The following is a 22,186-nucleotide window of genomic DNA, read 5'->3' on the forward strand; positions in this document are numbered from 1 at the left end:
TGCCCCTGCATCCTACCTCCGCCGCTTCGCGGGGACAGGGCGGAAGGTCACCGGTGGTCACCGGTGGGTCACCGGTGTACGTCCCGCTTAACGGGGTACGTCCCCGAGGGTGAGGAAGCGGCTGGGGTGGCGGTCGAGGGGGTTGGCTTCGAAGCCGCCGACTTCCGGCCGCACGAGGTGTTTCGAGGTGTAGTGGTAGACCGGGATCAGCGCGTGTTCGGCGAGCAGCCGGGCCTCGGCGGCGCGCAGCAGGCGGGCGCGTTCCTCCAGGGTCGGCGCGGCGTCCGCGCGCGCCAGCAGGGCCTCGAATTCCGGCAGGTCGACGCCGCTCCAGTTGCTGCCGTCGCCGCGCCGGAAGCTCGCCAGGAAGTTGCGCGGGTCGTCGATGTCGGCGATCCAGCCGCCGCGGAACACCTGGGTGATCGCCCGCGCCCGCCGCGTGCCGACGAACACCTTCCATTCCTCGTTGCGCAGGCGCACCCGCACGCCGAGCACCTCGCGCCACATCGCCGCCACCGCCAGCGCCAGCCGCCGGTGCGGGGTCGAGGTGTTGTAGCGGATCTCCACCTCGAGCGGATTCGCTTCGGAATAGCCGGCCTGCGCATACAGCTGCCGCGCCCGCGCCTCGCGCGCCGCTTGGTCCCGGCGCGACGGGTCCCAGGGCAGGGTCGCCGCGGCGTAGCCGGCGATCGCCGGCGGCACGACACCGTAGGCCGGCACCTCGCCGAGCCCGGTCACGTGCCGGGTCAGGATGTCGCGGTCGATCGCCAGCGACAGCGCCTCGCGCAGCGCCTTCGCGTCGCGGAAGGGCGGTTTCGTCAGGTTGTAGCCGAACCAGAACGTGCCGAGATACGGGGCGATGCGCAGCTGCCCGCCGAAGCGCGCCTGCAGCGAGGCGAGCGGCTGCGGCGGCACCGTTTCGGTGATGTGCAGGCCGCCGGCTTCGTAACGCTTGAGCTCGCTCGCGGCGTCCTCGGTCACATGGAAGCGCACCCGCGGGATCGGCGCGGCTTCACGGAAGTGCGGATTGCGTTCGAGCGTCACCTGCGACTGCGGCAGCCAGTCGACCAGCGTGTAGGCGCCGTTGCTGACGAGATTGCCCGGCCGCGTGTGCCGGTTGCCATGCGCCGCGAGCGAGGGCAGGTGCAGCGGATAGGCGATCGGCAGCGTCAGCAGGCGCGGCAGGTCGGCGCTGCGGGTCAGGGTGAACACGACGGTGCGCGCATCCGGCGCGGCGACACCGAGCGCCTCCGCCGGCAGCTCGCCGCGCTGCACCGCCGGCGCATTCGCGAGCGCGTCGAAGTGGGCCGCGAACGGCGCCGCGGTCGCCGGCGCGAAGGCACGCCGGAAGCTGGCGACGACCTGCATCGCGTCCAGCGCCTCGCCATTGCTCCAGCGCAGCCCCTCGCGCAGGCGGAAGGTCCAGGTGCGGCCATCGGCGCCGAGCTCCCAGCGATCGGCGATGCCCGGGATCAGGCGGCCGCCGGCATCTTCCGCGACCAGGCCCTCGTAGAGGTCGCGCAGGATGTTCGCGCAGGCGACTTCCGGGCAGCGGTGGGCATCGAGGGTCGAGGGTTCGGGGCCATTGCCGCGTTCGAGCGTCTGCGGCGCGGCCTGGGACCACGCGGTCGGCGTCAGCAGACCGGCGAGCAGCAGCGCGGCCAGCGGCCGGCGCCATCCCGCCGCGCCGCCGGGGCAGGCCGGCACGCGCTCGCCGGCCGCGACCGTTTCGATCGGGCCGACATCGTCCTCGCGCTGGATCTGGGCGCCGGCGGCGAACCTATGCTGGGGCATGGAGCAATTCCTCTGCACGTGCGCGGCCAAGATAGCGGCGGCGGGCCGCCACTGCCCAGCCACGGACCTGCCGGGCGACGGCCTGCAACGGTGCGGGACGTCGCCGGGGGCGCCGGCGGTGCTGCCCGCGCGGTAACCTGCGCCCCTTGCGATCGGCGCGACCCGGCCGCAGATCGCCGTTCCAGCCACGAGGCGCGCATGTCCGGACCCAGCACCGTCGAAGAAGCCCCGATCCGCGACCGCGACCAGCTCGTGGCCTTCCTCGCGAGCGGCGGCAAGCCGGAAAGCGACTGGCGCATCGGCACCGAGCACGAGAAGTTCGGCTTCCGCCTCGACGACCTGCGCCCGCCGAGCTGGGAAGGACCGAACGGCATCGAGGCCCTGCTGCGCGGCCTGACCCGCTTCGGCTGGGCGCCGTACGAGGAGCACGGCAAGCTGATCGCACTGGCCAAGGACGGCGCCTCGGTGACGCTCGAACCCGCCGGCCAGCTCGAACTCTCCGGTGCCGCGCTCGAGAACATCCACCAGACCTGCGCCGAGACCCATGCGCACCTGCGCGAGGTCAAGGCCGTCGGCGACGAACTCGGCCTCGGCTTCCTCGGCATGGGCTTCCAGCCGAAGTGGGCCCGCGCCGACATGCCGTGGATGCCGAAAGGCCGCTACCGGATCATGCGCGAGTACATGCCCAAGCGCGGCAACCTCGGCCTCGACATGATGACCCGCACCTGCACGGTGCAGGTCAACCTCGACTTCCGCGACGAAGCGGACATGGTGAAGAAGTTCCGAACCTCGCTGGCGCTGCAGCCGGTGGCGACCGCGCTGTTCGCCGATTCGCCCTTCACCGAAGGCCGGCCGAACGGCTACCTGAGCTACCGCTCGCACATCTGGACCGACACCGATCCCGACCGCACCGGCATGCTCGACTTCGTGTTCGAGGACGGCTTCGGTTTCGAGCGCTATGTCGATTACATCCTCGACGTGCCGATGTACTTCAGCTACCGCGGCGGCGAATACCTCGACCTCAGCGGCCGCTCGTTCCGCAGGTTCCTGGCCGGCGAACTCGCCGAGCTTCCCGGCGCGCGCCCGACGATGAAGGACTGGGCCGACCACCTGACCACCGCCTTCCCGGAAGTGCGCCTGAAGAAATACCTCGAGATGCGCGGCGCCGACGGCGGCCCCTGGAACCGGCTGTGCGCGCTGCCGGCGTTCTGGGTCGGTCTGCTCTACGACGCCACCGCGCTCGATGCCGCCTGGGACCTGGTGAAGGACTTCAGCCGCGAGGAACGCCACGCCCTGCGCGACGGCGTGCCGAAGCACGCGCTGAAGCTGCCCTTCCGCGGCGCGACCGTGCGCGAGCTGGCGCTCGAGGCCCTGAAGATCTCCGCCGAAGGCCTGCGCCGGCGTGCCCGCACCAACCCCTCGGGCGCCGACGAGTCGGTGTTCCTCGAACCGCTGTTCGAATTCGCGCTCGCCAACGAAACCCCGGCCGAGCGCAAGCTGGCGCGCTTCCACGGCCCCTGGAACGGCGACATCGACCACGTCTTCCGCGAATTCGCCTACTGATTCCAGCCGGCGGGACGGTTCGCGGGTGGCCGGCGAGCGCAGGTCGTTCTCCGGACACGCCGCAAGTACGTCCATGTAGGCTAATCGGCGACATCCATGTCGCCGATTGTCCGGAGAACGACCTGCGCTCACCGGCCCCGGAAGTTTCCCGGCCGGCTCGGAAACAGCAGGCACGCCGCCAAATCAATTGCATCTCCGTGCTCGTCCGTGTTCATCCGTGCTCGTCCGCGGCAAGGAATGAGAATGCCCCGGAGATGAGCGGTATCCTGCGCGCCACGATGAGGAGTGGGGCGATGCGGAAGGACTGGTTCAGGGCGGAGGATGACCGGGTCGACGAGCTCGACCGCTTGCTGGAGCAGCGCGCGGTGCCCTTCGGTGGCTTCGGGCTGGAGGCGCTGGACGGCTATCTGTCGGCGGTGCTGCTGGCGCCCGGCGGCGACATCGGTTTCGCGGAATGGTCGGCGCTGATCTGGGGCAAACACCCGCCGCGCTGGGAATCGGAACGCGACGAGGCCGAAGCCACGGCGCTGCTGATGCTCGCGCATGAAACCGTCGCGCGCCGGCTGCGTACGCCGCCGGGGGAACACAATGCCGAACACGCGGTGTTCTGGTGGCTGCCGGACGATCCGGAGGCCGAGCAAGGCGACGAACTCGAGATCGGCGCCGTCTGGGCCGGCGGCTTCCTCGAAGGCATGGCGCTGCGCGACGAGGCCTGGGACGCGTGGATCGCCGAAGAAGAGTGGATCGGCGAGATCGAGGACCACGTGACCGCGCTGGCGATCGGCAGCCTTCCGCCGTTGGAGGAGGGCGCCGAGCCGGTGGATCTGAGTTACCGCGAGCGCCTGGAGATCTACTTCAGCCTGCCGGACATGCTGCACGACCTGCACCTGCACCGGATCGAGTCGCTGATCCCGCGCACACCGGTGCGCCGCGCCGCCATCCCCGAACGCAACGATCCCTGCCCCTGCGGCAGTGGGAAGAAGTACAAGAAGTGCTGCGGCGCCTGAACGGGGACGTACACCGTTAAGAATGCTTAACGGTGTACGTCCCGGTTCACGCTGGCCACATCGTGGCCACACAGCGCCGGGGCAGCCTGTCCTCCTCAACGGACGGAGGATCGGGAATGAGCACGATGAACGGCGAACGCGAGGGGCGCAGCCTGCGCAACCTGATGTGGCTCGGGGCCGCGGCACTGCTGGCGCTGCCCGGGATCGCGATGTGGCGCGGGGTCGAGGGCGTCCACTGGACCGGCGCCGACTTCGCGGTGATGGGGGTGATGCTGGCGACCCTGTGCGGCCTGGTCGAACTCGGGGCACGTCTGTCGCGCAGCCTGGCCTACCGCGCCGCTTTCGCGATCGCCGCCGGCACCGGCTTCCTGACGGTATGGGTGAACCTCGCGGTCGGCATGATCGGCAACGAGAACGACGCGGCGAACCTGGTGTTCGCCGGCGTGCTCGGCATCGCCGCGGTCGGTACCGCGGCGGCCGGCTTCCGCGCCCGCGGGATGGCGTGGGCGATGGCCGCGGCGGGCGTGGCGCAGCTGGGCTGCGCGGGTTTCGCGCTGTTCGCCGGCACAGCGTACGAGGCCGCGCTGATCGCGCTGTTCGCCTTGCCCTGGCTGCTCGCCGCCGCGCTCTTCCGCGCGGCGCAGGCTTGATCGCGCGCGCCGGTTTGGCCACGCTCCGGGATCGTCATGCCCGGAATCGCTGCACGATGCTGATCCACCACCCGCTCGTATTCTTCGCCGGCCTGCTCGGCGGCGGCTTCACGATGGTCATGGCCTTCCTGCGCTGAGGCCAAGCGCGGCCGGCGGCGCCTGAGTCGAGGCGCTGCTCCCGCTACGCGCGCGGGAGGGACAAGGTCGCCACGGTGCCGCCGACGTCGCGCGGCGCCAGGCGGATGCCGCCCCCATGCAGGGTCGCCACTTCGGCGACGAAGGTCAGCCCGAGGCCGCTGCTGCGCTGGCCATCCGGGCGCGGCAGCGAGTAGAAGCGCTCGAACACGCGCTCGCGGGCGTAGTCGGGTATGCCCGGGCCGCGGTCCGCGACATGGATCGCGACATGCCGGCCGGTGGTTTCGAGGCGGGTTTCGATCGTGCTGCCGGCCGGCGCGAAATCGGCGGCGTTGTCGACCAGGTTGGCCAGCGCCTGGCGCAGCAGGAAGGCGTCTCCGGAAACCGTGGCGTCGCCGTCGGCCGGCAGGCTCAGCCCCAGTGCGCGCGCCTGCAGTTTCGGCGCCAGATCGTGTGCGACCTGTTGCAACAGCGCCGTGACCGCGAGCCGCTGCGGGGCGTCGATCCGGCGCCGGTGCTCGACCGCCGCCAGCGCCAGCATGCGGTCGATCATCGCCGCGAGTCGCTCGCTCTGGCCGCGGATCGTCGCCGCGAACTGCGCCTGGTCGGCGGCCGGCAGCGGCCGTTCGAGCAGCTCGGCACTGGCGCGGATCGCCGCCAGCGGGCTCTTCATCTCGTGCGTCAGCGCCTGCACGTAATCCTCGACGTACTGCCGCCCTTCGAGACGTTCGCGCATCGTCTCCAGCGCCGCGCCGAGTTCGGCGAACTCGCCGGCGGTGCGCGGCAGCGGCACCCGCTCGCCGGCGGTCACCGCCTGCGCGTAGCGGCGCAGCCGGCCGAGCTGGCCGCCCAGCCACGCCGCCGTCGCCAGCCCGACCACCAGCGCCAGCGCCAGCAGGGCGATGCCCCAGCGCGTCACGATCGCCTGGCTGCGCTCGACGAACGGCGCGATCGCGCGGTTCGGCCGCGACACCGTCAGCGCGCCGACCACCGCGCCGGCGTCGTCGCGGATCGGCGCGGCGACGTGCATCACCGACGAGTTCGGGTCGGCCGGATCGGCCAGCGTCGAGCGCGCGCCGTATTCGCCGCGCAGCGTGCGCAGCACGTCGTTCCAGCGCGAATGGTCGGCGCCGAGGTCGCGGCCTTCGCTGTCGAAGACGACGATGCCGCGGGCGTCGGTGATGGTGACGCGGGTGCTGGTGTCGCGCTTCGGAAAACCCCAGATCTCGGCGCCGGGATCGCGCTCGGCCATCGCCCGCACCCGGCGCGCGAAATCGCCGTCGCCGATGCGCCCCGCGAGCAGGTCGTCGGTGGCCAGCTCGGCGAGCACATTGGCCATGTCGACCAGGGTGTCCTCCATCGTCTGCCGCACGCCGGGCTTCACCTCGGCGACGAACACCTGCGTGAGCAGCAGCGCCGCCGCGGCGACCACCAGGAAGGTGCCCAGCAGGATGCGCAGGCCGATGCGCATCAGCCGGGCTGCAGCGAATAGCCGATGCCGCGTTCGGTGCGGATCGGGTCGGCGTCCGGGGCGATCTCGCGCAGCTTGGCGCGCAGCGTCTTGATGTGGGTGTCGACGCTGCGGTCGCCGGTGTCGCTGTCGTGGCCCCAGACGCGGTCGAGCAGCTGCGCCCGGGTCAGGATCGCACCGGGGCGCTGCAGCAGCGCGGCGAGCAGGCCGTATTCGTAACGCGTCAGCGGCAGCGGGCGGCCGCGGTAATGGATGCGGTGGCCCTCGGCGTCGTGGCCGAAGTCGCCGGTGGTCGCCAGCGTCGCCGCGGCGGCCTGCGCGGCCGGTGCGGAGGCCTGCGCGGCGGCGGCCGATGTGCTGCCGGCGTCCGCGTCCCGCGTGCCGGCACTGCCGGTCCGCCGCAGCACCGCTTTCACCCGCGCCACCAGCTCGCGCGGCGAAAAGGGTTTGGCGAGGTAGTCGTCGGCGCCGAGTTCGAAGCCCAGCATGCGTTCCGGTTCGGCTGCGCGCGCGGTGAGGAAGATCACCGGCAGGTCGCCGCGTCGGCGCAGTTCGCGGCACAGCGCGAAGCCGTCGATGTCGGGCAGGCCGACGTCGAGGATCGCCAGATCGAAACGGCCGGCGTCGGCCTTCGCCAGCGCCTCGCCGCCGCTCAGCGCGTGTTCGCCCGCGAAGCCCTCGGCTTCCAGCGCGTACAGAACCGTGCGCGCGATCACGGTTTCGTCCTCGACCAGCAGGATCCGCATGTGTCCTCCGTCGTCGCAGGATAGCGGCCCCCGCGGGGCCGGCGTAGCATGGCCGTCCCCCCGTCGACCGCCGATGCCGCGATGAAACTTCTCCTGTCCGCATTGCCGCTACTCCTCGGGCTGGCCGCCATGACGGCGTCGGCGCAGGAAGGCGGCGCGCCGGCGACGTCCCCCGACGCGCCGCGTGTGCCCTCGGCCGAGATCCGCGCCGAGATCGACCGCCTGCGCAGCAGCAACCAGCTGCTCGAGCGCAAGAACAGCGAGCTGACTGCGGAAATCGCCCGCGTCCGCGCCCGCATCGCCGAGCTCGACCCCGACGGCGAACTCGTCGCCGACACCTGTGCCCGGCAAGGGACCGGCTGCGCGCTGGCGAACGGCGGCAACCCCGCCGCCGGCGCCGTCGACGACTGATCCTTCGCGCCGGCGGGGTAGGCTGGCCGCATGACCGCCGAGCCCCTGCCGTTGCGCGACAGCGACCTGCCCCCGACCGACGCACTGCTGCGCGAGGACGTGCGCCGTCTCGGCGCGCTGGTCGGCGAGATCCTCGCCGAACAGGTCGGTGCCGATTTCCTCGCCGAAGTCGAAGCGGTGCGCGTCGCTGCGATCCGCCGACGCGAGGACGCCGCACCGATCGACGACCTGGCGCGCCTGCTGCAGGACCTGCCGCTGCCGCGTGCCGAACGCCTGGTGCGCGCCTTCGCCGCCTACTTCGGCGCGGTGAACCTCGCCGAGCGCGTGCACCGGATCCGCCGCCGCCGCGATTACCAGCGGCTCGAGGAGGCGCCGCAACCGGGCGGCATCGCCCACGTGCTGCGCGGCCTGCGCGCGGCCGGTGTCGACGCCGGGGCGCTGGCGGCGCTGCTGCGTCGGCTGACGATCGAACTCGTGTTCACCGCGCACCCGACCGAAGCGGTGCGCCGCGCACTGCTCGAGAAGGAGGCCGAGGTCGTGCGCTGCCTCGTCGCCGACATCGACCGGGCGCTGACGCCGCAGGAACGCCGCGCCGACGTCGAGCGCATGCGCCAGGCGCTGACCGCCGCCTGGCAGACCGACGAGACGCCGCCGGAGAAGCCGACCGTCGCCGACGAACTCGAGCACGTGGCCTTCTATCTCGCCGACGTGCTGTACCGCGTGCTGCCGGTGCTCGCCGAACAGCTCGACGAGCAGTGCCGCGAGGTGTTCGGCGATTCGCTGCCGGTGCCCGACTTCCTGCGCTTCGGCTCCTGGGTCGGCGGCGACATGGACGGCAACCCGAGCGTCGGCGCCGCGACGGTCGCGGCGACGCTGGCGACCCAGCGCGCACTGGTGCTGGGCAACTACCGTCGCGAACTGGCGAAGCTGGCGACGATGCTCAGCCAGTCCGATCGCCGCGTCGGCATCGATCCGGCGCTGACCACGCGGCTCGACGATTACGCGCGCCGCTTTCCCGACACCGCCGCCGAGTTCAGGGCGCGCCACGCCGACATGCCCTACCGACGCTTCTGCACCCTGCTGGCGGCGCGCCTCGCGGCGACCGCGAGCGACGCCGCCGAAGCCTATGCCGGCCCCGACGGATTCGTCGCCGACCTGCGCCTGCTCGAAGCCAGCCTGCTCGCGAACGCTGGCGAACATGCCGGCGTGTTCGCGGTGCGCCGGCTGCTGCGCCGCGCCGGCGCCTTCGGTTTCCATCTCGCGGCGCTGGACCTGCGCCAGGACGCGGCGACGCTGCGTGCGGCCGCGGCGCGGATCGAGACGCCGGCAGCTGGCGAAGGCGGGGGCGCGGGCGGGGGCGAGGGCGGCGAGGTCGTCGCCGGCGTGCCGGCGGTGTTCCGCACGGTCGCCGACGCACTGCGCCGCTACGGCCCGCGCGCGGTCGGCGCCTTCATCATCAGCATGTGCCGCGAGGCCGACGACGTGCGCGCGGTGCTGGCGCTGGCCCGCGACGCCGGCTGTGTCGACGGCGACGGCGCGGTACCGCTCGACGTCGCGCCGCTGTTCGAGACGATCGACGACCTGCAGGCGGCGGAGGAAACGCTGCGCGCCCTGTTCGCCGACGCCGGCTACCGCGGCCACCTGCGCCGCCGCGGCGACCGCCAGCTGGTGATGCTCGGCTACTCGGACAGCGCCAAGGACGGCGGTCTCGTCGCCTCGCGCTGGGCGCTGCAGCAGACCCAGATCCGGCTCGGTGCGCTGGCTGCGGAAAGCGGCATCCGCATCGATTTCTTCCACGGCCGCGGCGGTTCGCTGAGCCGCGGCGGTGGTCGCACCGAACGTGCCGTGCTCGCCTCGCCGCCGGGCACGGTCGACGGTTTCCTGCGCCTGACCGAGCAGGGCGAGGTGATCCACCGCAAGTACGGCATCCGCGCGCTGGCGCTGCGCAATCTCGAACAGGCCACCGGGGCGGTGCTGCGCGCCAGCCTGCGGCCGCCGCCGGCGGATCCGCGCGAGCCGCAGTGGCGGGAGATGGCGGCGGCGATCGCCGCGGCCTCGCGGGCGCACTACCGCGCACTGGTGCATGAAAGCCCCGGCTTCGTTCCCTATTTCCGCGAGGCGACGCCGATCGACGTGATCGAGCGCCTGCGCATCGGCTCGCGGCCGAGCCGGCGCGGCGGCGACGGCGGCGTCGAGTCGCTGCGCGCGATTCCGTGGGTGTTCGCCTGGGCGCAGAACCGCTGCGGCCTGACCGCCTGGTACGGCGTCGGCAGCGGGCTCGCCGCCGGCATCGCCCGCTACGGGCTGCAGCCGATGCAGGCGATGACCCGCGACTGGGCCTTCTTCGCGGCCCTGGTCGACGACGTCGAGATGGTGCTGGCGAAGTCCGATCCGGATATCTTCGCGTGCTATTCGCGGCTGGCCGCTGCGCACGGCGAATTCCATCCGCGCATCGCCGGCGAGTTCGCGCGCACCCGCGATGCGATCCTCGCGCTGAAGTCCGCCGATCGCCTGCTCGCCGGCGATTACCGCCTGCGCGAGTCGATCCGTCTGCGCAATCCTTACGTCGACCCGATCAGCCTGCTGCAGGTCGACCTGCTGGCGCGCTGGCGCGCCGACGGCCGCCGCGACGACGCCACCTTCCGCGCCCTCGTCGCGACGGTGAACGGCATCGCCGCCGGCATCCAGAACACCGGCTGACCCCGTCCCCCGCAGGAGCGGCTTCAGCCGCGATGCCTTTCCCGCATCACCCGCGATCGATCCCCTGCAACACCGCGATCCACTGCCGGTCCGCATCCCGGCTGTGCTTCGGCAGCCGCTGGCTCAGGCGCAACGAGTCGGCAGCGAGCAGGCGGGCGCGATCGGTTTCGCCCCAGTCGCGCAGCAGCGTGGCGTAGCGGGCCCGGGCCTCGAGGCCGGGGAAGGAATCGAGCAGCGCCGCGAATTCCTCGTGCGCACGCTCGCGGTCGCCGGTGGCGGCGACGGCGCGGGCATAGGTCAGGTGCGCGTCGGGCGAGCGGTAGTCGGGCTTGGCGGCGATCAGAGCATCGAGCAGGTCGCGGGCCTCGTCGGCGTGGCCGAGTTCGAGCAGGGCGCGGGCCTTGCGCGCGCCCAGGTCGGGGTCGTCGGCATACAGGCCGCTCAGCGCGCCGTCGTACAGCGGCAGTGCCTCGGCGGCCCGGCCATCCGCGAGCAGGGCGTCGCCGAGGCGGACGGCGTTGCGCACCGACGGCGCGTGTTCGTACGCCTCGCGGGCTTCGCGCAGCTCGCGCCCGGGGTCGAGCAGGGCGCGCACCTTGCGGGTCGCGGTGCGGGCGCCGCGCGACTGCCGCATCTCCGGCAGCCATACCGCGAACGCGTACACCGCGCTGCCCAGCAGCGGGAACATGAACAGGATCAGCAGCCAGTACAGCGGCTGGCCGTTGCGCACGGCGTGCACGCCGAAATAGAGCGCGAGCAGCAGGTGCAGGCTGCCGAGTCCGAGCGTTCCCATGCGTCCTCCGGAGGTGGACGGCGATTATCGCCGGGGTGCGCGGCGTGCGGCGAGGGGACGCGCGGTGCGGCTTCGCCGCTCAGACGGACTTGACGTCCGTCAGCGACCACTGGTTGCCGGCGAGCCAGCGCATGCGCTGCTTGAACAGCGTGCCGGGCAGGGAGGTGGTGGCTTCCAGCCAGACGTCGAGGTGCTCGTCGCGGCCGGTGACGGTGGCCGCCGGGTCGGTGGCACCGAGGGACGGATCGACCTCGTCGGGATCGTCCTGCTTCGCCCGCCAGCGCTCGAACAACACGGGTGTACGCAGGGCTTCCTGCAGTTCGGCGGCGAAACCCTCGGCGCCCTGCGAGCGGAACGCGAGGTCGGGATCCTCGCCGCGCGCGCGTTCGGGATCGGTCAGGCGGATGAAGTAGCGGGTAGCCATCGGATTAACAACCGGGGTCGGATTCCTGCGTTAAGCGAAGGCCACCATACCAAGACCGGGCGTGATGCCGTCGTCGGCCCGCAGGCTTCCGCTTAACGCAGGAATCCGACCCCGGTTGTTAATTCTGGGGGGTGAGGGGGTCGGCGACGACGATGTTGCGGCCGGAATCCTTGGCGTTGTACATCGCGCGGTCGGCGCGGCCCATCAGGGTGTCGAGCGGCTCGTCGGGGCCCAGGTATTCGGCGGCGCCGATGCTCACCGTCAGCTCGACGACTTCTTCGCCGACCACCCGGCAGTGCTTCTGGATCGCCTGGCGGATGCGCTCGGCGACCGCGATCGCGTGGATGCGCTTCGCGGTCGGCAGGATCACCGCGAACTCTTCGCCGCCGAGGCGCCCGAGCACGTCGCCGCCACGCAGCTCCTCGCCGACGGTCGCCGCGACCAGGCGCAGGCAGTCGTCGCCGACCGCGTGCCCGAGGCTGTCGTTGATCAGCTTGAACAGGTCGATGTCGAAGAACAGCACCGAGATCGGCTTGCCGTCCTCGACCGCCGCCGCCGACATGCGTTCGAGCCGGCGCCGCCAGCCGCCGCGGTTGAGCACGCCGGTCAGCGCGTCGCGTTCGGAATCCTGGCGCACCTGGCGGGCTTCGGCGCGGGCGCGGTCGCGTTCCTCGAGCAGGTTGTGGATCCGATGCGCCAGCCAGGCCACGAGCCCGAGGCCGTAGAACAGCACCAGCGACGCGACCACCACCATCCAGGTCGACGGCTCCTGCACGCTGCCGAGCACCGGCAAGGCCAGCGCGGCCAGCACGAAGGGCAGCCACGAGCGCCGCACCGACACGCGATCGCGCAGCACCAGCCAGCCGAGCAGCATCGCCGCGGCGACCGCGATCGCGGCACCGGTCGCGAACCAGAACGCGACGGCCAGCGCCGGCACGCTCTCGGCGGTCGCGCGCGAGGCGGACGCGGCCCAGGCCGGCAGGGCGGTCGATGCCGCGAGGAGAAGAAACGCATGGCGGGGGGCGGCCATGGCGTCACTGTCGCCGCCGGTGCCCGCTGTGTGCAAGCCTGCGATCACGAGGCCGCGACGACAGTCACGGATTCACTGCCCGATCACGCGCCCACTAGCCCCCGTAGGAGCGGCTTCAGCCGCGATGCTCCTGAAAAACTCGCGGCCGAAGCCGATACCCAGAACATCGCGGCTTTGCCGATATCCAAGAGCATCGCGGCTGAAGCCGATCCCAGAGCATCGCGGCTGAAGCCGCTCCTACAGGGGTGGGGGGGTCAGTGGTAGGCGCGGGGCAGGGAGCCTTCGTCGGCGGCGTAGCGGTCGCGCAGCAGCGTCTGCCGCGAACGCATCGGCAGCGCCACGCCGCCCGACCACACCTGCACCGGCAGCGTCGTCACCTCGAGCGGGTCGCCATCCCAGAGCACCAGGTCGGCGAGCTGCCCGGGGGCGATGCGGCCGATGCGGTCGTCCACGCCGAACACCTGCGCCGGCACCGACGTCAGCCCGGCCAGCGCCGCGCCCCAGGGCAGGCCGTTGGCGACGGCGACACCGGCGATCTGGCGCAGACGGCGGGCGTTGTGGGTATCGCCGTTGCTGAAGGCCACGCGCACGCCGGCGCGGTGCAGGCGGGCGGCGTTCTCCAGCGTCGCGTTCAGCGCGTCGAAATCGCGCGGCAGGTTGTCGAGGGCGTCGAGCAGCACCGGCACGTCGGCGGCTTTCAGCTCGGCGGCGACCCGCCAGGCTTCCGCGCCGCCAGAAATCACCGCCTTCAGCCCGTGCCGGCGCGCGAAGACCAGCACCTGGCGGATGTCGGCGGCACGGTCGACGTGGAAGACGACGCGGCCGCCGGCGAGGTAGCGCGCGAGCGTGCTGCGGCCGGCGCGGGTCAGCAGGTCGTCGCCGACGCCGCTGCGCGCTTCCGCGATCGCCTGCTCGAGCAGCATCCACTGGCCGGCGCGGCTGCCGCCGGACATCGCCAGCGCATCGCCGCCGAGGTTCACGTGCAGGCTGCGGCTGTTCGCCAGCGGGCCGTCGAAGCGGCCGTCGAGGCGCATCGCGCTGCCCTGGCCGGCGATGAAACTGCCGCCCGACACGCTGGCCGGCGACAGCACCGTCCACGCCACGCCCTCGACGCGGTTGACCCCGACCACCAGCGAATCCGGGTCGAAGGCGACGTCGACGTCGAACTCCGGCCGCAGCGGATGCGCGTCCGGCGGCGCCATGCTGCCGAGCGCGAGGCGATGGTCGACCGTCGAGGGTTCGCCGCTGACCTCCTCGAGGCCGAGCGCGGTCAGACCGCCGAAGAAACCCGGCGTCAGCTGCCGGCCCTTGCCGTCGACGACCGGGATGCCGGCGGGGGCCGACAAGCCGGGGCCGACCGCGCGGATCACGCCGCCCTGCACCAGCACGTCGGCGTCCTGCAGCGTGCCCTGGGCGCCGGCGGTGTGCACGGTGGCGCCGCGGATCAACAGGTCCTGGGCGGCGGCCGGCAGGGCCAGCGCGGCGGCGGCGAGGCCGGCGAACGCCGCGGCGAGGAAGCGCTTCGAAGCGATGCGATGACGGATCACGGCGCCACCTCCGTACCGAGCAGGAAATCGGACACCGGTTGCCGCGCGCGGTCGCTGCGGTCGTGCAGCAGGGCGCCGTCGATCCACACGCGTTCGGCGTGCGCGTACACCGAGAAGGGATCGCGGTCCCAGAGCACGACGTCGGCGCGCTTGCCGGGCGCGAGCGTGCCGGTGGACTCGGCGATGCCGATCGCGCGCGCGGCGTTGGCGGTCAGCCAGCGGATCGCGTGTTCGGGGGTGATGTCGAGGCCGAGCGCACGCCCGCGCGCCATCGCCTTGCCGGCTTCCTGGTTCAGGCGCTGGATGCCTTCGGACGAATCCGAATGCACGATCGCGCAGCTGCCCTCGGGGCGGTCGACCAGGGCGATGTTCTCCTGGATGCCGTCCCAGGCTTCCATCTTGAAGCCCCACCAGTCGGCCCACAGCGCCGCGCAGACGCCTTCGTTGGCGAGGCGGTCGGCGAGCTTGTAGGCCTCGACGCCGTGGTGGAAGGCGGAAATGCGGAAGCCGAATTCGTCGGCGAGCTCCAGCATCAGCGCCATCTCGTCGGCGCGGTAGCAGTGGATCTGCACGGTGATGTCGCCGCGCAGCACGCCGGCGAGGGTTTCCAGGCGCAGGTCGCGGTTCGGCTCGCTCGGGGTCTCGCCGCCGCGGCGGCGTTCGCCGGCCTGCTCGCGCGCGGACTCGTAGGCATCCCACTGCTGGCGGTAGCGCTGCGCCTCGATGAAGGCGGCGCGGTAACCGGCGATGTTGCCCATGCGCGTCTGCGGCGACTGCCCGCGGCTGCCATAGACGCGCTTGGGGTTCTCGCCGCAGGCCATCTTCACCGCGTGCGGCGCGTCCGGGAACTTCATGTCCATCACGCTCGTGCCGGGCACGTTGCGCAGCACGACGCCGCGGCCGCCGATCAGGTTCGCCGAGCCGGGCAGGATCAGCATCGTCGTGACGCCGGCGGCGCGGGCGGCATCGAAGCCGGGGTCCTGCGGCCACACGCCGTGCTCGGCCCAGACCTGGGCGGTGACCGGCGCGGTCATCTCGTTGCCGTCGCTGTGCGCGTTCATGCCCGGCGACGGATACACGCCGAGGTGCGAATGCACGTCGATGATGCCGGGGGTGACCCACTTGCCGGCGCCGTCGATCACCGTCGCGCCGTCGGCGTCCAGGCCGCTGCCGACCGCGACGATGACGCCGTCGCGCAGCAGCACGTCGCCGCCGTCGATGCGGCCGCCGTCACCGGTCAGCACGGTGGCGCCGCGGATCAGTACCGGTTCGCCGGCGATCGGCCGGTAGGTGCTCGCGAACGGTTCGTCGGCCTGCGCCGCGGGCGCGAGCATCGTCATCGCAGCCGCGGCGAGCGCGGCCAACTGCCATCCCAATCGCATGGTTTCCCCCCAATCTGCGGACCGCGCCACCCTAGCCGCGGTGAGCCCCGCTTGCCAACACGTGCCGCGGACGTGAACGGGACGCCGGTCTGCGGTGCCCCCCGAAAGCGGGCAAAATAGGCGGGATAAACGACGAGAAAAGAAGAAGGGAAGATGAAAGAGAAGAGCGAGATCGTCAGCAACTGGCTGCCGCGCTACACCGGCGTTCCGCTGGACGGCTTCGGCGAGCACATCCTGCTGACCAATTTCGGGGGTTACCTCAACACCTTCGCGCGCCTGACCGGGGCCGAGGTCGTCGGCCTGGACCGGCCGATGCCGAGTGCGACCGCCGACGGCATCACGATGATCAATTTCGGCATGGGCAGCGCCAATGCCGCGACGGTGATGGACCTGCTGAGTGCGATCGCGCCGAAGGCGACGCTGTTCCTCGGCAAGTGCGGCGGCCTGAAGCGCAAGAACCAGCTCGGCGACCTGGTGCTGCCGATCGCGGCGATCCGCGGCGACGGTACGTCGAACGACTACCTGCCGCCGGAGGTGCCGGCGCTGCCGGCGTTCGCGCTGCAGCGTGCGGTGTCGACGATGATCCGCGACCTCGGCCACGACTACTGGACCGGCACGGTCTACACGACCAACCGGCGTGTCTGGGAACACGACGACGGCTTCAAGGACTACCTGCGCAAGCTGCGCTGCATGGCGATCGACATGGAGACCGCGACGGTGTTCGCCGCCGGCTTCCACAACCGCATTCCGTCCGGCGCGCTGCTGCTGGTTTCGGACCAGCCGATGGTGCCGGAAGGCGTCAAGACCGAGGCCTCCGACCGCAAGGTGTCCGAGAGCTTCGTCGAGCAGCACATCCAGATCGGCATCGAGGCGCTGCGGCTGATCCGGCGGCGTGGCAAGTCCGTCAAGCACCTCCGCTTCGACTCGTAATGATTAACGGTGTCAGAGACAGTTTTTCCGAAAACTGTCTCTGACACCGTTCCGGGCAGGATTCGCAGGTCTCATCGCGGCGTCTTCGCCTGACGCCGCTCGTGTGCCGGCGGCATGGTGCGTCCATGCCCCGCCCCCCGCGCCCCGACGTTCCCGGCTGTTCGCACCACGTGGTCCAGCGTGGCAACAACCGCTTGCCTTGCTTCCTCGGCGACCACGACCGGCGTACCTACCTGCAGTTGCTGGGGCAGTGCCTGCCGCGCTACGAGTGCGACCTGCATGCCTATGTGTTGATGGACAACCATGTCCATCTGTTGATTTCGCCCAGGGAGCCGAAGTCGCTCCCGAAGTTGATGCAGACGTTCGGCCGCAACTACGCGGTCACCTTCAACCGCAGGTACGGACGGCCCGGCACGCTCTGGGAGGGTCGCTACGACGGACACCTCGTCGACAACGATGCTCATCTGCTCGCCTGCTATCGCTACATCGAGCTGAATCCGGTGCGGGCGAGGATGGTGGCCTCGCCGGAAGCATTCCCCTGGTCGAGCCATCGCGGCAATTGCGGGCAGGTATTCGACCGGCTGCTCACTCCGCACAACCTGTACCGGGAGTTGCATCGTGAGCCGCTACGTCGGTTCGAGTGCTACCGGCGACTGTTCGACCAGCCGCTTCCGGAGGAAACCGTCGAAGCGTTCCGCTCTCATCTGAAACAAAGGGCGGCGCTGGGAAGCGATGCGTTCCGGAAGGTCACCGAGGCGAAGCTGAGGCGATTCACCGGTGTCCGGCCGGCGCACCGCCCCAGGCGCAGCCCCGATTGACGGTGTGATTAACGGTGTCAGAGACAGTTAATCGATTAACTGTCTCTGACACCGTTAAGGAGGGTCGCAGCCGTGGCCCTGGCACGCGGCGGTTTCCATCTGCAGCGTGGTGTGGGCGATGCCGAAGCGTTCGCGCAGGAGCGCGCCCAGGTCCCGGCACAGGGCGTCCGCGTCGCGTCCCGCCGCCACCGCGACATGGGCGCTGAGCAGCGGGCGGGTCGAGGTCAGCGACCACACGTGCAGGTCGTGCACGCCGGCGACGCCGTCGACCGCCAGCAAGGCCGCCCGCACCTCGTCGAGCGACAGCCCGCGCGGCACGCCTTCCAGCAGCAGGTGCACGGCCGCCCCGGCCAGCCGCAGCGTGCGCGGCAGCACCCAGAGCCCGACCGCCACCGCCGTCGCCGCGTCGATCCAGTACCAGCCGGTCCACCGGATCAGCGCGCCGGCGACCAGCACCGCGATCGAACCGATCATGTCGGCCCAGACCTCGAGGTAGGCACCGCGCAGGTTCAGGCTTTCGCCGGCGGCCGCGTGCAGCAGCCGCATCGCCAGCAGGTTCACCGCCAGCCCGAGCGCGGCCACCAGCATCATCGCCCCGGTCGCCACCGGCGGCGGCGAGCGGAAGCGCTCGAACGCCTCGACGAGGATCCACGCCGCCACCGCCAGCAGCAGCACGCCGTTGCACAGCGCGCCGAGGGCTTCCATGCGGCCGTAGCCGTAGCTGCGGTGCGCATCCGGCGGTCGCCGCGCCAGCCGCACGGCCACCAGGGCGATGCCCAGCGCCAGCGTGTCGGTGGCCATGTGGGCGGCGTCGGACAGCAGCGCCAGGCTGTTCGCCAGCCAGGCGACGAACAGTTCGACCAGCAGGAAGCCCGCCGTCAGCCCGAGCGCGATCCACAGCGGCCGCTCGTGGCGGATGTCGGCCGGCACGTGCTGGTGATCGTGGCCGTGATCGTGGTCCTGATCGTGGTCGTGCCCGTGACCGTGACCCATGCGGCGCGGCGCCCGGCGTTTCAGTCGAAGGCCGAGGATAGTCCCGCGACGAGTACCGCGCCGGTGAATGCGGTCATCAGGATGGCACCGAGCACCGCCGGCGCGGTCGTCGTCAGTCCCGAGCCGCGGATCGCCAGGAAGGCGAGGAAGCCACACATCAGCGAAGCCGCCGGCAGCACGTACCAGCCCGGCTCGCCGCCGCCGCGCTGGGCGTCGATGTGGTGCAGGAACACCCCGGTCGTCACCAGCACGCAGCCCAGGCAGGCCACCGCGATGACCCAGGGGCGGCTGGGCGCGTGCGGCTTCACCAGTTGAAGACGAACCGGATGATCTCGGGTGCCGCCTGCCCGTCGTTGAAGCGGACCGTGCATTCGACGACCTGCTTCGTCTCCGAGGCGAGGCCGGGTTCGATGACGATCGGCGCGGTCAGGAACTTGGTGCCTTCCTCGGCGTCGCGCATGCTCGCCGCCAGTGCGGCGACGTCCATCTCGTGGAGCTTGCCGTCGAGCTGGGCGACCGCGTGTTCCTCGCAGACCTTCGCCGCCGCTTCCGCGGGGCTGCCCCCGCCGGCGTCGCTTCCACCGCCGCCGCACCCGGCCATGAGCACGGTCGCCAACGACACCAGCCAAATACGCATCCGACACCTCTCCGGTCGAAGCCCGGGCCTTGGGGGGAGGCGGGCGAAACTGCGAACGGGTTCAAATTAGCGCAAACACTCTAGTCGCGCCAATAGGACGAACGGCCGGGGCGGCGTCGGCGAGCGACGCCGTTCGCTGTCGGAGAAAGCGCCGCTCAGTAACGCGGCACGGACGGGTCGATGTGCTGCGACCAGGCGTCGATGCCCCCCTCGACGTTGTACAGGTCGTGGAAACCCAGCCCGCGGAAGTACTCGGCCGCCTGGCGGCTGGAGTTGCCGTGGTGGCAGAGGAAGGCCAGCGGCAGGTCCTTCGGCAGCGCCTCGAGCCGCTCGCGGGTGGTCTCGTCGAGCACCTCGTGCGGATGCGGGAACGGCGCGATCGCGCGCGCCGACGCCGGGCGCACGTCGATCACGTCGATGCTGCCGGCGATCACGTGGTCGTGCAGCTGCTGCACCGTCATCGCCTTCACCGGCGGCGGCGCGTTCGGGTTGTGGATCGCCAGGCCGGCGCCGCGCGCGTCCTCGACCCAGTCGATGCGCAGTCCGCGGGCGCGCGGCACGCTGGCCAGGTCGAGATGGATGCGCAGGCCGCCGGCCTCGGCGACGATTTCCTGGCCGGTCGCCGGGCGCAGTTCGAAGCGCGCGTTGAAGCGCGGGTCGACCGCCAGGTGCAGCACGTCGCCGGCCTCGCCGTTGGCGAGCGCGCGGGCGATCGCCTCGGCCGCCGCCGGGGTGACGTCGATCCGCGGCGGCGTGCGGTCCGGCGCCGGCAGGCCGAGCGCCTCGTGCAGCTCGCCGCTGTTGTGCATCTGCTCGATGATGTCGCTGCCGCCGACCAGCTCGCCGCCGACGTACAGCTGCGGAATCGTCGGCCACTGGCCGTAGACCTTGATGCCCTCGCGCAGCTCCGGATCGGCCAGCACGTCGACGTGCGCGTAGCGGCCGATCAGGCTGTCGAGGATGCCCGCCGCCTTCGCCGAGAAGCCGCACTGCGGCGCGCCCGGGCGGCCTTTCATGAACAGCACGACGCGGTTGTCGCCGAGCAGCTGCTCGATGCGGGCGCGGGTTTCGGGGGACAGGGACATGGGGGCTCCGGTAGGCGGTTCTTCGCTGGCCCCGATTCTACGCCCCCCTGTAGGAGCGGCTTCAGCCGCGATGCTTGTGGCCTGAAAAACATCGCGGCTGAAGCCGCTCCTACAGAGTCGGATCGCGGCTGAAGCCGCTCTTACACAGAAGCATCGCGGCTGAAGCCGCTCCTACAGAGGGACGGGGGGAGGGGCGCCCCCAGCAGCCGCAGCACCACCGGCTCCGCGAGCCGTGCCCACTCGCCGTGCAGGTCCGCCGACGGATGCAGGCCATCGGCGGCGACCAGCACCGCCCCGCAGGCGCGCGAGACCGGGGCGATGTCGACGAAGGCGACGCCGCGGCGGGCGCATTCCGCCGCCGCGGCCGCGTTGAAGGCATCGAGCTCGGCGGCGATCCGCGCGGTGTCGCGGCCGCTGTCCTGGCCGAACGGGGTCACCCCCCAATCCGGGATCGCCAGCACGAACACGCGGTCCGGCCGATGCCCGGCGAGCGCGATCGCGCGTGCCAGCAGCGCCGCGAACTGCTCGCTGTATTCGTCCAGCGGCCGGCCGCGGTACTGGTTGTTGACGCCGATCAGCAGCGAGACGAGGTCGAAGGTCCCGGTTCCGGCGTCATCCCCGGGAAGCGCCAGCCGGGCCGCATCCATCGCCGCCGCCAGCTCGTCGGTGGTCCAGCCGGTGGTCGCGAGGATGCGCGGTTCATCGATCGCGACGCCGTGCGCGCGCAGTCGCCGCGCCAGCTGCACCGGCCAGCGGCCGTGTTCCGGCACCGCTTCGCCGATCGTGTAGCTGTCACCGAGGGCGAGCCAGCTCGGCACCGTCAGGCCACCCGCCGCTCCGCCACCCGCGCCGCCATCCGTTCCAGCAGCCGGTCGATGCGTGCGAAGACCTCGCGGATCGTCGCCGCATCCGGCAGCAGGGTCACGCGGAAGTGGCGCGAGGCCGGCACGTTGAAGCCACTGCCCGGCACGACCAGCACGCTCTCCTGCTCGAGCAGTTCGAGCGCGAAGCGCTGGTCGTCGAAGTCGGCCGCGGCATCGCCGACCACCTGCGGGAAGGCGTACAGCGCGCCGGCGGGGGCGACCAGGGACAGGTGCCTGCTGGAGGCGCAGGCATCGATCACCGCCTGCCGCGAGGCGTGCAGGCGGCCGCCGGGCGCGGTCAGTTCGCGGATGGTTTCCGGGCCGTCGAGTGCCGCCGGCACCGCCGACTGCGCCGGCACGTTCGCGCACAGCCGCAGCGCGCTCAGCAGGTCGAGGGCGTGGTGGTAATCGCCGATCACCAGCGGATCACCGCTGAGCACGCCCCAGCCGACGCGCCAGCCGCAGGCCCGCCACACCTTCGACAGGCCGCCGAAGGTCAGGCAGGGCACGTCGCCGGCCAGCGGCGCCAGCGGGTTGAACTCGGCGCCGTCGTAGGTGATGCCGTCGTAGATCTCGTCGGCCATCAGCAGCAGGCGGTGGCGGGCGGCGATGTCGACCAGCACGCGCAGGAGTTCCGGCGGGTAGTTGGCGCCGGTCGGGTTGTTCGGGTTGATCACGACCAGGGCGCGGGTGCGCGGGGTGATCAGGGCCTCGATCGCGGCGGGCTCGGGCAGGAAGCCGTGCTCCGGCGTGCACGGGTAATAGACCGGGCGGCCCTGGTTGAGGATCGTCGCGGCGCTCCACAGCGGGTAATCGGGGCTGGGCAGCAGCACTTCGTCGCCCGGGTCGAGCAGGGCGCGCAGCGAGATGTCGATCAGCTCGCTGACGCCGTTGCCGACGAAGATCCGCTCGGCACTGGCGTTCGGGGTGCCGCGGCGGCGGTGGAAGTCGGCGAGCGCCTCGCGCGCGGCCGGCAATCCCTGCTGGTGGGTGTAGGCATCGGCCCCGGCCAGGCCCGCGACGACCGCCTGCTGCAGATGCTCCGGCGCGCGGAAGCCGAAGGCGCCGGGATTGCCGATGTTGAGCCGGATCAGCTCCCGGCCCTGACCCTGCAGTTCGTGGGCGCGGCGGGACAGTTCGCCGCGGATGTCGTAGCGGACCTCGCGCAGGCTCTCGCGGGTCGGCAGGGGCGGGTGATGCATCGGGA

21 protein-coding genes and 1 pseudogene are annotated in these 22,186 nt (G+C 71.7%); 8 read left to right on the forward strand and 14 right to left on the reverse strand.

Annotated features, from left to right (window positions below; translation table 11 throughout):
- Positions 1-87: 87 nt before the first annotated feature.
- Positions 88-1,794: a peptide ABC transporter substrate-binding protein gene (locus K311_RS0104405; RefSeq protein WP_051239492.1), complete on the reverse strand. Its 1,707-nt coding sequence runs from the start codon at positions 1,792-1,794 to the stop codon at positions 88-90.
- A gap of 198 nt (positions 1,795-1,992) precedes the next feature.
- Here K311_RS0104405 and K311_RS0104415 point away from each other — a divergent pair, with 198 nt between their 5' ends.
- The 4 genes from K311_RS0104415 to K311_RS18295 all read left to right on the forward strand — a co-directional run bounded on the left by K311_RS0104415 (position 1,993) and on the right by K311_RS18295 (position 5,151).
- Complete coding sequence (locus K311_RS0104415) at positions 1,993-3,357, forward strand: glutamate--cysteine ligase (protein ID WP_026816319.1); 1,365 nt, start codon at positions 1,993-1,995, stop codon at positions 3,355-3,357.
- 293 nt (positions 3,358-3,650) lie between these two features.
- A complete protein-coding gene (locus tag K311_RS0104420) occupies positions 3,651-4,364 on the forward strand; it encodes a UPF0149 family protein (RefSeq protein ID WP_026816320.1) in 714 nt (237 codons plus the stop codon).
- Between the two features lie 116 nt (positions 4,365-4,480).
- Entirely contained in the window at positions 4,481-5,014 is a 534-nt protein-coding gene (locus K311_RS0104425) for a hypothetical protein (RefSeq protein WP_026816321.1), read from the forward strand.
- Positions 5,011-5,151, forward strand: a complete 141-nt coding sequence (locus K311_RS18295) for a hypothetical protein (protein ID WP_154659449.1) — start codon at positions 5,011-5,013, stop codon at positions 5,149-5,151. Before K311_RS0104425 ends, K311_RS18295 begins: the two co-directional genes overlap by 4 nt.
- A 44-nt stretch (positions 5,152-5,195) precedes the next feature.
- Here the strand turns inward: K311_RS18295 and creC are convergent, their stop codons facing one another.
- Positions 5,196-6,620 carry a two-component system sensor histidine kinase CreC gene (gene creC, locus K311_RS0104435; RefSeq protein WP_026816322.1) on the reverse strand — a complete coding sequence of 475 codons (1,425 nt, stop codon included), beginning with the start codon at positions 6,618-6,620 and terminating at the stop codon, positions 5,196-5,198.
- Positions 6,620-7,366 (reverse strand): two-component system response regulator CreB, encoded by a 747-nt coding sequence (gene creB, locus K311_RS0104440; protein WP_026816323.1) that lies wholly within the window; start codon positions 7,364-7,366, stop codon positions 6,620-6,622. The genes creC and creB overlap by 1 nt, the downstream gene beginning before the upstream one ends.
- A gap of 81 nt (positions 7,367-7,447) precedes the next feature.
- Between creB and K311_RS0104445 the strand changes: the two genes are divergently transcribed.
- Both K311_RS0104445 and K311_RS0104450 read left to right on the forward strand, forming a co-directional pair.
- Positions 7,448-7,777, forward strand: a complete 330-nt coding sequence (locus K311_RS0104445) for a hypothetical protein (RefSeq protein ID WP_154659450.1) — start codon at positions 7,448-7,450, stop codon at positions 7,775-7,777.
- Positions 7,778-7,807: 30 nt separating this feature from the next.
- Positions 7,808-10,477 (forward strand): phosphoenolpyruvate carboxylase, encoded by a 2,670-nt coding sequence (locus K311_RS0104450; protein WP_026816325.1) that lies wholly within the window; start codon positions 7,808-7,810, stop codon positions 10,475-10,477.
- A gap of 46 nt (positions 10,478-10,523) precedes the next feature.
- Here the strand turns inward: K311_RS0104450 and K311_RS0104455 are convergent, their stop codons facing one another.
- The 5 genes from K311_RS0104455 to K311_RS0104475 form a co-directional block, all read right to left on the reverse strand.
- Positions 10,524-11,270, reverse strand: a complete 747-nt coding sequence (locus tag K311_RS0104455; protein WP_026816326.1) for a tetratricopeptide repeat protein — start codon at positions 11,268-11,270, stop codon at positions 10,524-10,526.
- 79 nt (positions 11,271-11,349) lie between these two features.
- Positions 11,350-11,694 carry a hypothetical protein gene (locus K311_RS0104460; protein WP_026816327.1) on the reverse strand — a complete coding sequence of 115 codons (345 nt, stop codon included), beginning with the start codon at positions 11,692-11,694 and terminating at the stop codon, positions 11,350-11,352.
- Between the two features lie 118 nt (positions 11,695-11,812).
- Positions 11,813-12,724 carry a GGDEF domain-containing protein gene (locus K311_RS15280; protein WP_051239493.1) on the reverse strand — a complete coding sequence of 304 codons (912 nt, stop codon included), beginning with the start codon at positions 12,722-12,724 and terminating at the stop codon, positions 11,813-11,815.
- 254 nt (positions 12,725-12,978) lie between these two features.
- Entirely contained in the window at positions 12,979-14,271 is a 1,293-nt protein-coding gene (locus K311_RS0104470; RefSeq protein ID WP_051239494.1) for an amidohydrolase family protein, read from the reverse strand.
- Positions 14,268-15,653, reverse strand: coding sequence for an amidohydrolase (locus tag K311_RS0104475; RefSeq protein WP_026816329.1), 1,386 nt, complete (start codon positions 15,651-15,653; stop codon positions 14,268-14,270). Before K311_RS0104475 ends, K311_RS0104470 begins: the two co-directional genes overlap by 4 nt.
- Before the next feature lie 153 nt (positions 15,654-15,806).
- Between K311_RS0104475 and K311_RS0104480 the strand changes: the two genes are divergently transcribed.
- Together K311_RS0104480 and K311_RS0104485 are read left to right on the forward strand one after the other, a co-directional pair.
- Complete coding sequence (locus K311_RS0104480) at positions 15,807-16,583, forward strand: AMP nucleosidase (protein WP_026816330.1); 777 nt, start codon at positions 15,807-15,809, stop codon at positions 16,581-16,583.
- 125 nt (positions 16,584-16,708) lie between these two features.
- On the forward strand, positions 16,709-17,401 hold the full coding sequence (locus tag K311_RS0104485; protein ID WP_026816331.1) for a transposase: 693 nt from the start codon (positions 16,709-16,711) through the stop codon (positions 17,399-17,401).
- Positions 17,402-17,458: 57 nt separating this feature from the next.
- Here K311_RS0104485 and K311_RS15285 read toward each other — a convergent pair.
- The 6 genes and pseudogenes from K311_RS15285 to K311_RS0104515 form a co-directional block, all read right to left on the reverse strand.
- Positions 17,459-18,394 (reverse strand): annotated as a pseudogene (locus K311_RS15285) (cation diffusion facilitator family transporter); the annotation flags it as partial.
- A gap of 20 nt (positions 18,395-18,414) precedes the next feature.
- Positions 18,415-18,702: a hypothetical protein gene (locus K311_RS0104495; protein WP_026816332.1), complete on the reverse strand. Its 288-nt coding sequence runs from the start codon at positions 18,700-18,702 to the stop codon at positions 18,415-18,417.
- The gene (locus K311_RS0104500; protein ID WP_154659451.1) at positions 18,699-19,031 is read right to left on the reverse strand and encodes a hypothetical protein; all 333 of its coding nucleotides are present in this window, start codon (positions 19,029-19,031) and stop codon (positions 18,699-18,701) included. The genes K311_RS0104495 and K311_RS0104500 overlap by 4 nt, the downstream gene beginning before the upstream one ends.
- Positions 19,032-19,186: 155 nt before the next feature.
- Positions 19,187-20,116, reverse strand: coding sequence for a Grx4 family monothiol glutaredoxin (gene grxD, locus K311_RS0104505; RefSeq protein WP_026816334.1), 930 nt, complete (start codon positions 20,114-20,116; stop codon positions 19,187-19,189).
- Between the two features lie 140 nt (positions 20,117-20,256).
- Positions 20,257-20,934: a GDSL-type esterase/lipase family protein gene (locus K311_RS15290; RefSeq protein ID WP_051239496.1), complete on the reverse strand. Its 678-nt coding sequence runs from the start codon at positions 20,932-20,934 to the stop codon at positions 20,257-20,259.
- Positions 20,935-20,936: 2 nt separating this feature from the next.
- Positions 20,937-22,181: an aminotransferase class I/II-fold pyridoxal phosphate-dependent enzyme gene (locus K311_RS0104515; protein ID WP_026816335.1), complete on the reverse strand. Its 1,245-nt coding sequence runs from the start codon at positions 22,179-22,181 to the stop codon at positions 20,937-20,939.
- Positions 22,182-22,186: the final 5 nt, after the last annotated feature.

Origin of the sequence: Arenimonas composti TR7-09 = DSM 18010, from assembly GCF_000426365.1 — a bacterium.
GTDB lineage: Bacteria > Pseudomonadota > Gammaproteobacteria > Xanthomonadales > Xanthomonadaceae > Arenimonas > Arenimonas composti.